Genomic DNA, 7,758 nt, shown 5'->3' on the forward strand with positions numbered 1-7,758 from the left:
CCCGGCAGGGTTTGCATGCTCAGGCGTGCCTTGCCATATCCCTGACGCGCCGATTGGCGCAACCAATAGGTTGCCTGTTCGCCATCCTGTTCCACACCATGGCCACTGGCATACATGGTACTGAGATTGACCTGAGCCGCCGAATCACCTGCTTCTGCCGCCTTGCGATAACAGGCAACAGCTTCCACATGATCCTGGGCAACCCCCCTGCCGTCGCGATAGAGGTTGCCAAGGTTGTTCCAGGCGGCGATGGAGCCCTGTTCTGTCGCTTTACGATACCAGGCGGCCGCCCCTGCGGCATCGACCTCCACTCCTTCTCCTTTATCATACATCCGCCCCAGGCGGTATTGGGCACGCGCTGACCCCTGTTCGGCGGCACGACGCAACCACTCTTCTGCTTTTTGATACTCTTTTTTGACGCCACCTCTCCCCTCCAGATAGCGCATACCCAGCTCCCATTGACTGGCCATCTCTCCATTTTCGGCTCGCTCCAACAGCACGGCCAACCCATCTGCCAAAAGTGGCAGTGGTGTCAAACAGCCCAACAGTAGATAAACCAGCAACAGGATCCGCATAGCCATCTTTCATCCTTTACCTATTTGGATTTTCTCTTTTTCCCCACATCATTCCAAATGGATTGAATACAAAACTCGGCTTGATCGGGGGGAAATTCCTGATTAATGGCATCAAACAAAAAAGAGGGAACGGCATCCCGTTTTTTTATCCCCGCAGGAAACTGATCGTGTCGAATGGCACGCGCAGCGGGATGGGCCAATAACCAGATTTTTCGTTCACGTTTACTGATAAAGCCGATAACAATCTCGCCGAAAATGGCAAATTTTTTATTCATGGTTCTCCTCCTGAGAACCTATCATACGGAATAAACACTCTCAACACCAGCGTAAGCACGGCAAGCTCTCCTACCTGACAGCATCATCAATACTCTGTCATGGGATATGCGGCCAGACGGGTCGCAATCTGCTGATAGAGCTCTGGCAACCAACGTGGCAGCAGTTCTGGATGGGAGGGGGCTGGTTGTCGACGAAAATCATATGGTGCAACAATCACTTCGGCTGGTCCACTCCCGGCCATCAAGGTCATGACAAACAGCTCTTCAATCGCTGCATCGCCCATGGCGATACAGCCAACTGATGAGGTACCGCCATGAATAAAAATATCGCCGCCCAAATGGGAACGATTTTCCTCTTCTGCTTTACGACGATCAAACTCATTGGGATAATCCAATTTCATGGATAGATGAAAATCGCTGTGGGGATTTAACCAGACAATGTGATACAATCCTTCTGGTACTTGCAAATCTCCTTGGCGTTGTTTGGGTCCGGCATACCCGCTCATGCCCAATACCGGATAGCTTTTCAAAAAATGTGCACCCTTTTCGTTATGGAGCCACACTTCCAAAATACGCTCCTCCTTGAACACCAAAAAAGAGAGGGAAGCTGGTGGCGGATAGGCAAACCCACCCTGTGCCAACACAGCCCGTACCCGCTCTTCTACATGCGGAACAATGTGAATTATCGACTCCTCTTCTGCTGCACTCACCGTCGTTTGACTGGCTGCTTTTCCCGACATCGGCACAGCCAAAAGCAAAGACAAAACCATCCCATGGAGCATCCATAAAAGCGCATTTTTTTTAATTATTGAATAGATCACGGCAGCTTCTCTGAATTCCGCAGAACTTGCACAAATCGTATTTGAAATATCGGCTGTTTTTGGTAAAATAAATCATGAGCCGGAGATTCCACTCCGGCACAGTTTGGCACCATCACTTCAGTACAGCTCCGTGAAGCCAGGAGAACCGCAATGAAACGCATCGTGCAACTGCTCCTCATTCTGATATGTGTTGTCTGGTTCGGTAACGCTTATGCTGCCGGGGAGTATGATCAAAAGACCGAGTTTCGCTCCAATTTTTGGTATGGCAGCAACGATACTCTCTCCCCGGATTTGAAACGACTCCTGACATTTGCACACCAGATTGGCAATCAAATCAAAAGCGCCATCAAATATGTCATCGGCGCTGACGCCTATTATGCGCTGGCCAACGGATTTGACAATCTGTTTCGGGCCATCGACCACATGTTTGCTGGACTAAAAAATTTTTTCAACCAACCTTGGGGCAAACGCATGGAATGGAAAGCGACATGAACAGAGTCACACTCTGCCCCCCCTATTGGTAGCACATCCCCTACGCCAAGCAGGCAACAACCTCCAATTCGACACGCGCTCCCTTAGGCAAAGCAGCCACGGCAACGGTTGAGCGTGCGGGATAGGGGGGTGTCAGATAGTGGGCATAGATTTCGTTGACTGTGGCAAAATCATTCATATCCACAAGATAGAGGGTCGATTTTACCACATGACGCCAGTTGACTCCTGCAGAGGTCAAAAGGGCGCTGATATTTTCCATCACGCACCTCATCTGTTCTGCTATATCCCCGGCAATGAGCTGACCACTTTCCGGGAGAAGAGGAATCTGTCCAGAAAAAAACAACCACTGACCAACAGCAACCCCTTGGCTGTACGGACCAATGGCTTGTGGGGCCTCCTGGCAATGTATGGGGGCGATCGATGGCATGGACATGGGCTTCTCCTCTCTTGCTGCACCAGTGAGCGATGGATCAGCCGCAGATACGTTCCACCCCAACCACATCGCTCATGCTGCGCAATCCTTGCATAACTCGTTCCAATATTTGCAGGCCATGCACATCCACATCCAGTAAAAACTGGCAGGGGTCGCGATCCCGTTCTTGCATCTGTATTTTTACAATACCAGCTTTGACAGCAGCAACAGCCTGAGTAATACGCAATGCGGTTTCGCGCTTATTGACCGCCCATACCCGCAAGCGGGCGACATAAGTATGACGGCTGTCTTCCAGCCAATCGACAGATTGGATCCAGCGCTCCGGCTCTTCACGCAACCCTTCCAGGTTGGGACACATTTGGGCGTGCAGGGTGATTCCTTTGCCAGTGGTGACAATGCCGACCGTCCGATCCCCTGGTACTGGTGAGCAGCAACGAGCGGCCACCACCGCCATTTCCGATAATAATCCCTCCAAGCGCATGGGAGGGGGGGTGGTAGTTTCAGTGGCTTTATTGACTGAGGCAGTGGGACGTGTTTTACCACTGTTGCCCTTTTCCCAATCAGGGAAAAGTTTGGCCACCACCTGCGTCGGTGGCAATAATGAGGAACCAATGCGTACCAGCAAATCATCCACGCTGGGTAAACGAAATATCTCCATGGCCTGCTGCAACAACTTTTCACTCAGGCTCATACCATGGCCACTTTTTTGAATTTCCCGGCCCAACAGCTCTCGCCCCAAAGCAATAGCCTGCTCTCTGGACTGTTTTTTTTCCCAGCGATTGATCCGGTAGCGTGCTTGCCCGGTCACCACAAAACGCAACCATTCCGGGTTGGGATGTTGGTTGCGGCTGGTTAAAATTTCTACCACATCGCCGGTATTGAGAATGGTTTTCAAAGGCACCATGCGGCTGTTGACTTTGGCGCCCTGGCAATGGTCTCCTACCTCCGAGTGTACGGCATAGGCAAAATCGACCGGGGTAGCTCCTACCGGCAAGGTGATAATGTCGCCTGCTGGTGTAAAGAGATAAATCTCATTGGGAAACAGGTCGATTTTGACATTTTCCAAAAATTGTCGGGGATCATCGGCATTTTGATGCTGTTCCAGGATCCGTTTTAATGAATCAAAACCGGTTGCGCCAGAATGTTTTTTGGTATGCAGCCCCTCTTTATAGCTCCAGTGGGCAGCAACCCCACTTTCGGCGACCTGGTGCATTTTATCGGTTCGGATTTGGATTTCAACGCGATTGCCAAAGGGTCCAAAGACAACCGAATGCAGGGATTGATAACCGTTGCTTTTTGGCAGGGCGATATAATCTTTCAAACGTCCCGGAATGGGACGAAATTCGCCATGAATCATGCCCAGTGTACGATAGCAATCGGCTTTTTTACGCACTATGATCCGATAGCCGACGATATCATAGAGTGCGTCAAGCGTACCCCCTTTGCGTTGTAATTTATTGTAGATGGAATAGATATGCTTTTCACGACCGAGCACCTGACCGGTAATATTATGCTTTTTCATCAGGCGGGCAAGCAGGGCAACCATTTTGCGTACCGCATCAGCACCCCCTTGCCGATGGGTTTCGATCTGTTCGCACAGGGAGGCATAGACTTCGGGTTGGCTCAGCTTGAATGCCAGATCTTCCAGTTCATTTTTTATCCAATAGATACCCAGACGATGGGCGATGGGGGCATAGATTTCCAGAATCTCTTTGGTCAACCGTTGCGGTGGGGTCAGATTGGCAGCAGCCATACCACGCACTTGTTGCAGACAGATGGCCAAACGCACCAGGATCACCCGAATATCCTGGGCCATGGCCATGATCATTTTGCGCATATCTTCAGGCTGGGGATCGGCTTTGATGCGAACAGAGGCTAAAGAGATTTTAGCCACCCCCTCGACCAGGAACAACACATCTTCGCTAAATTCACGGCGGATCTCATCGGCAGTGATGCGATGGCTGAGAAAGCGTTCCAGCAGCAATCCGGCAGCAATTGAGGCAATATCCAGCCTCAATTCTACCAGAATGGAAGCTATTTCCGACGGATAGAGAGGCACGCCCACCCAGTTTGCCGAGGTTGGCAAAGGAGCAAGCAGCTCCTCACTGGTTGGGCTGGTGCTACGGGATGCGGCTGTTTTTGGGGATGATTCGGTAGTTGGAATCGGACAAGAGGCGGTCGCAGCACAGACGTGGTGACAGAGACGGGCCAGAAAAGGACGATCAACATTGGGGTGATAGCCAATGATCCGTTCTACCATTTCCGCCCACCAATGGGCATCGATTTTGTGGTCGTGTCCTCGGCTCACCGGAATCCCTTTGTCACCCATCCGTTACCATGAGCTCCGAGCTAATATAATCCATCGGTTACCGTGCGCTCTGAGCTGTTGCACAGCAACTGTTGGCACGAGCCCCAAGCAAGTTGCACAGCACCTGCTGGCCAAGGCTCGGAGAGTTCATGCACATATTGTCAGCACGGCCTTGCGGCGGCACACTGCCAGACAGAAAAATTCAATCACCGCTCTCTTCTGCGTCTTCATAATCTCCCGCAAACTCATCCATTTCATTGGCCGATTCGATACCCAACAGACTATCGAACGACTCCTCCTCCCCATCGGCATCATAGCCATCTTCCTGCACACCAGGCATATGGATCTCTTCATTCATCAGATCCCTGGCTTCGGCATCCAGAGGTGAACCGATATACTCCTCTTCGGGCAGGGAGCGCCGTTCCATTGGTTCGCGCTCCAGAGCTTCCAGATCGAGAACCCCTTCGGCAATCTCCCGCAGGGCAATCACGGTGACTTTATCATTATTGATAGGCAGCAGGGGATCTTCACCACCCATCAACTGCCTGGCCCGTTTTGAGGCCAACAGCACCAAATCAAACCGGTTGGGTACATGGGTCAGACAATCTTCAATGGTTACACGCGCCACGGTTACACCTCAATTGCAAACAATAATAAATGTCTTCTCTTTACATCGTTTTGGCAAAAGTTGCCAATATTTTCCGCACTGGCACTCGCTCGCGGATGCGTCGCAAACGTTCGGCGGTGATGATGGCGGTCAGATCATGACAAGCCTGCTGCAGATCATCATTGACCACCAGATAATCATACTCATGCCAATGGGCAATTTCGTTGCCGGCCTGGGCCATACGTCGGGCAATGACCTGTGGATCATCGGAGGATCTGCCGAGCAGACGCTCCTGCAACGCTTGTCGTGAGGGAGGCAAAATGGCTATTGAGACCACCTCTCTGGTAGGCATTTTGTCACGCACTTGCCGTGCCCCCTGCCAGTCGATATCCAACAAGAGATCTTCCCCACGGGCCAGAGCCGGTTCCACGTTTGCCAACTCGGTGCCATAATAGTTGCCAAACACCTCGGCCCACTCCAGAAATGCTCCCTGCTCGATACGTTTGCGAAAGGTATCGGCATCGACATAATGGTAAGACTCTCCAGGAATTTCACCCGGACGAGGAGCGCGGGTGGTGGTGGAGACCGACCAACGCAAATCGCTCATCGTCTGCAAAAGATGGGCAGCCAGCGTCCCTTTACCTGCTCCAGAGGGAGCTGACAAAATAATGATGAACCCTCTACCCAGGTTACTCACAGCATACCTCGTTAAAGTAACTGATGCCAGTGCAAAACAGAACGATATTGGCTAAAAGGAGGCAGAGTATGCTCTATTGCTGACCTTGTTTGCCAATAATAGCGCAACATAGTGCTGTTGGCTTGTTACCGGGCTCCGGTTATTCCAGATTTTGTGCCTGTTCGCGCAATTTTTCGATAACCAGTTTCATTTCCACACCCAAGCGGGTCAGGGCACTGTTTTGCGATTTGGAACAGACCGTATTGGCCTCGCGATTGAGCTCCTGGCAAAAAAAATCCAGTTTTCTGCCGACTGGAGCAGTTCCGGCCATCAGATTATGCAGTTCACGCAGATGCATGCGCAACCGTTCCACCTCTTCGGCAATCTCCATTCTGTTGAGCAGAATGGCCACCTCGCGTGCCAATTCACCGGCATCAACAGCAGTACCGGTCAACTCATTGACTCTGGCCACCAGCAGTCGTTTTTGTTCCTGACGCAGAGCAGGTAACAAACCTTCCAGACGACTGAGCAAAGTGGCAAACTCATCCAACAGTTGGCGTATCACATGGGTCAGCGCCTCACCTTCGCGGATGCGCGCCAACTCCAACTGTTCAGCCGCCATCTCCAACAGCTCCAGAGCTGTGGCACTTAACTCGCTGCCATCACTCTCTTGCAGGGAGCGCTCCCGTACCAGCCCAGGCCAAGAGAGCAAGCGATCCAAACTCACCTGCCCCTCTACACCTTCTGGACCCAATGCTGTTTTCAGCTCTGCAGCCACATGGCGTAAATCGTAGAGCAGCGCTTGATCCAGTTCCAGGCGATGACCACTCTCCAATTCATTATGCAGGGTCAACTCGCAATCGAGATGACCACGGGCAAAACGGCTTTGCAACCGTTTTGTCGCCTGACTTTCCAGATCGTGCCAATTGCCGGGCCAGTTGCCAGGACGACGAAAGGCAATATCCAGATAGCGATGGTTGACAGAACGCAATCGCCACACCAGGCGGAAACCAGCGACACTGCCTGTTTGTTCGGAAAAACCGGTCATACTACTGGGCATGGCAACACCTGTAGGCTGTATGACGACAGAGCATTCCTGATCATGAAAAAAGGGGGCATATCGGATGATAGCCCCCCTTGCTGGCGCAGGATGACGGCCTGTCTACCTTTTTGGCGGATAATCCGCAATCAGCTATTATGGATGGCGTCGTATTTGGCCTGCAACTCTTCTCTTGACTCTTCATGATCCGGATCCGGAACAATGCACTCTACCGGGCAGACTTCGACACACTGCGGTTCGTCAAACGCACCTACACATTCTGTGCACAGATCAGAGTGAATATAATAGATATCACTATCCACATCGGAGCCGTCGGTAATGGCCTCGTTAGGGCACTCCGGCAGGCAAACATCACAATTGGTACAATCTTCACCGATAATCAAAGCCATCGTTGGAACTCCTTCTGCATAAATTCAAACCGAAAAACCGACTCGAAAGACTGCTTGTTACCAGACTTGGTGCCACTTGGCAAGCATATATGAGCAGTCGCTCATATTATCTCTGCTCGAAA

The 7,758-nt window shown here is 51.5% G+C and carries 9 protein-coding genes and 1 pseudogene; 1 reads left to right on the plus strand and 9 read right to left on the minus strand.

What is annotated here, in order from left to right; all coding sequences use genetic code 11:
- From EJP87_RS11755 to EJP87_RS11765, 3 genes are all read right to left on the minus strand, one after another.
- A partial coding sequence (locus EJP87_RS11755) for a tetratricopeptide repeat protein (RefSeq protein ID WP_130472071.1) occupies positions 1 to 581 on the minus strand: 581 nt, incomplete at its 3' end.
- Positions 582 to 595: 14 nt separating this feature from the next.
- Positions 596 to 850, minus strand: a complete 255-nt coding sequence (locus EJP87_RS11760) for a hypothetical protein (protein ID WP_130472072.1) — start codon at positions 848 to 850, stop codon at positions 596 to 598.
- An 86-nt stretch (positions 851 to 936) separates the two neighbouring features.
- Positions 937 to 1,620, minus strand: coding sequence for a L,D-transpeptidase family protein (locus EJP87_RS11765; protein ID WP_193771326.1), 684 nt, complete (start codon positions 1,618 to 1,620; stop codon positions 937 to 939).
- Positions 1,621 to 1,821: 201 nt separating this feature from the next.
- On the opposite strand from EJP87_RS11765, the gene EJP87_RS11770 reads away from it, so the two are divergent.
- The gene (locus EJP87_RS11770; protein ID WP_130472074.1) at positions 1,822 to 2,163 is read left to right on the plus strand and encodes a hypothetical protein; all 342 of its coding nucleotides are present in this window, start codon (positions 1,822 to 1,824) and stop codon (positions 2,161 to 2,163) included.
- A gap of 40 nt (positions 2,164 to 2,203) precedes the next feature.
- On the opposite strand, the gene EJP87_RS11775 is transcribed toward EJP87_RS11770, so the two are convergent.
- From EJP87_RS11775 to EJP87_RS11800, 6 genes and pseudogenes are all read right to left on the minus strand, one after another.
- The gene (locus EJP87_RS11775) at positions 2,204 to 2,596 is read right to left on the minus strand and encodes a RidA family protein (protein WP_227657600.1); all 393 of its coding nucleotides are present in this window, start codon (positions 2,594 to 2,596) and stop codon (positions 2,204 to 2,206) included.
- A 37-nt stretch (positions 2,597 to 2,633) separates the two neighbouring features.
- Positions 2,634 to 4,925, minus strand: a complete 2,292-nt coding sequence (locus EJP87_RS11780; RefSeq protein ID WP_130472075.1) for a RelA/SpoT family protein — start codon at positions 4,923 to 4,925, stop codon at positions 2,634 to 2,636.
- Between the two features lie 409 nt (positions 4,926 to 5,334).
- Positions 5,335 to 5,532, minus strand: a pseudogene (gene rpoZ, locus EJP87_RS18570) (DNA-directed RNA polymerase subunit omega); the annotation flags it as partial.
- A 40-nt stretch (positions 5,533 to 5,572) separates the two neighbouring features.
- Positions 5,573 to 6,199, minus strand: coding sequence for a guanylate kinase (gene gmk / locus EJP87_RS11790; protein ID WP_130472080.1), 627 nt, complete (start codon positions 6,197 to 6,199; stop codon positions 5,573 to 5,575).
- A gap of 148 nt (positions 6,200 to 6,347) precedes the next feature.
- Entirely contained in the window at positions 6,348 to 7,247 is a 900-nt protein-coding gene (locus tag EJP87_RS11795; RefSeq protein WP_130472077.1) for a YicC/YloC family endoribonuclease, read from the minus strand.
- Between the two features lie 128 nt (positions 7,248 to 7,375).
- Entirely contained in the window at positions 7,376 to 7,636 is a 261-nt protein-coding gene (locus EJP87_RS11800; RefSeq protein WP_130472078.1) for a YfhL family 4Fe-4S dicluster ferredoxin, read from the minus strand.
- Positions 7,637 to 7,758 lie beyond the last annotated feature (122 nt).

Source organism: Candidatus Magnetaquicoccus inordinatus (assembly GCF_004217665.1).
In the GTDB taxonomy this organism is placed as follows: Bacteria; Pseudomonadota; Magnetococcia; order Magnetococcales; family Magnetaquicoccaceae; genus Magnetaquicoccus; species Magnetaquicoccus inordinatus.

Excerpts from the sequence above, each read along its gene's own strand:
- EJP87_RS11760 (WP_130472072.1), bottom strand. The coding sequence starts at position 850 with ATGAATAAAAAATTTGCCATTTTCGGCGAGATTGTTATCGGCTTTATC.
- EJP87_RS11765 (WP_193771326.1), bottom strand. The coding sequence starts at position 1,620 with ATGGTTTTGTCTTTGCTTTTGGCTGTGCCGATGTCGGGAAAAGCAGCC.
- EJP87_RS11770 (WP_130472074.1), top strand. The coding sequence starts at position 1,822 with ATGAAACGCATCGTGCAACTGCTCCTCATTCTGATATGTGTTGTCTGG.
- EJP87_RS11775 (WP_227657600.1), bottom strand. The coding sequence starts at position 2,596 with ATGTCCATGCCATCGATCGCCCCCATACATTGCCAGGAGGCCCCACAA.
- EJP87_RS11780 (WP_130472075.1), bottom strand. The coding sequence starts at position 4,925 with ATGGGTGACAAAGGGATTCCGGTGAGCCGAGGACACGACCACAAAATC.
- EJP87_RS11795 (WP_130472077.1), bottom strand. The coding sequence starts at position 7,247 with ATGCCCAGTAGTATGACCGGTTTTTCCGAACAAACAGGCAGTGTCGCT.
- EJP87_RS11800 (WP_130472078.1), bottom strand. The coding sequence starts at position 7,636 with ATGGCTTTGATTATCGGTGAAGATTGTACCAATTGTGATGTTTGCCTG.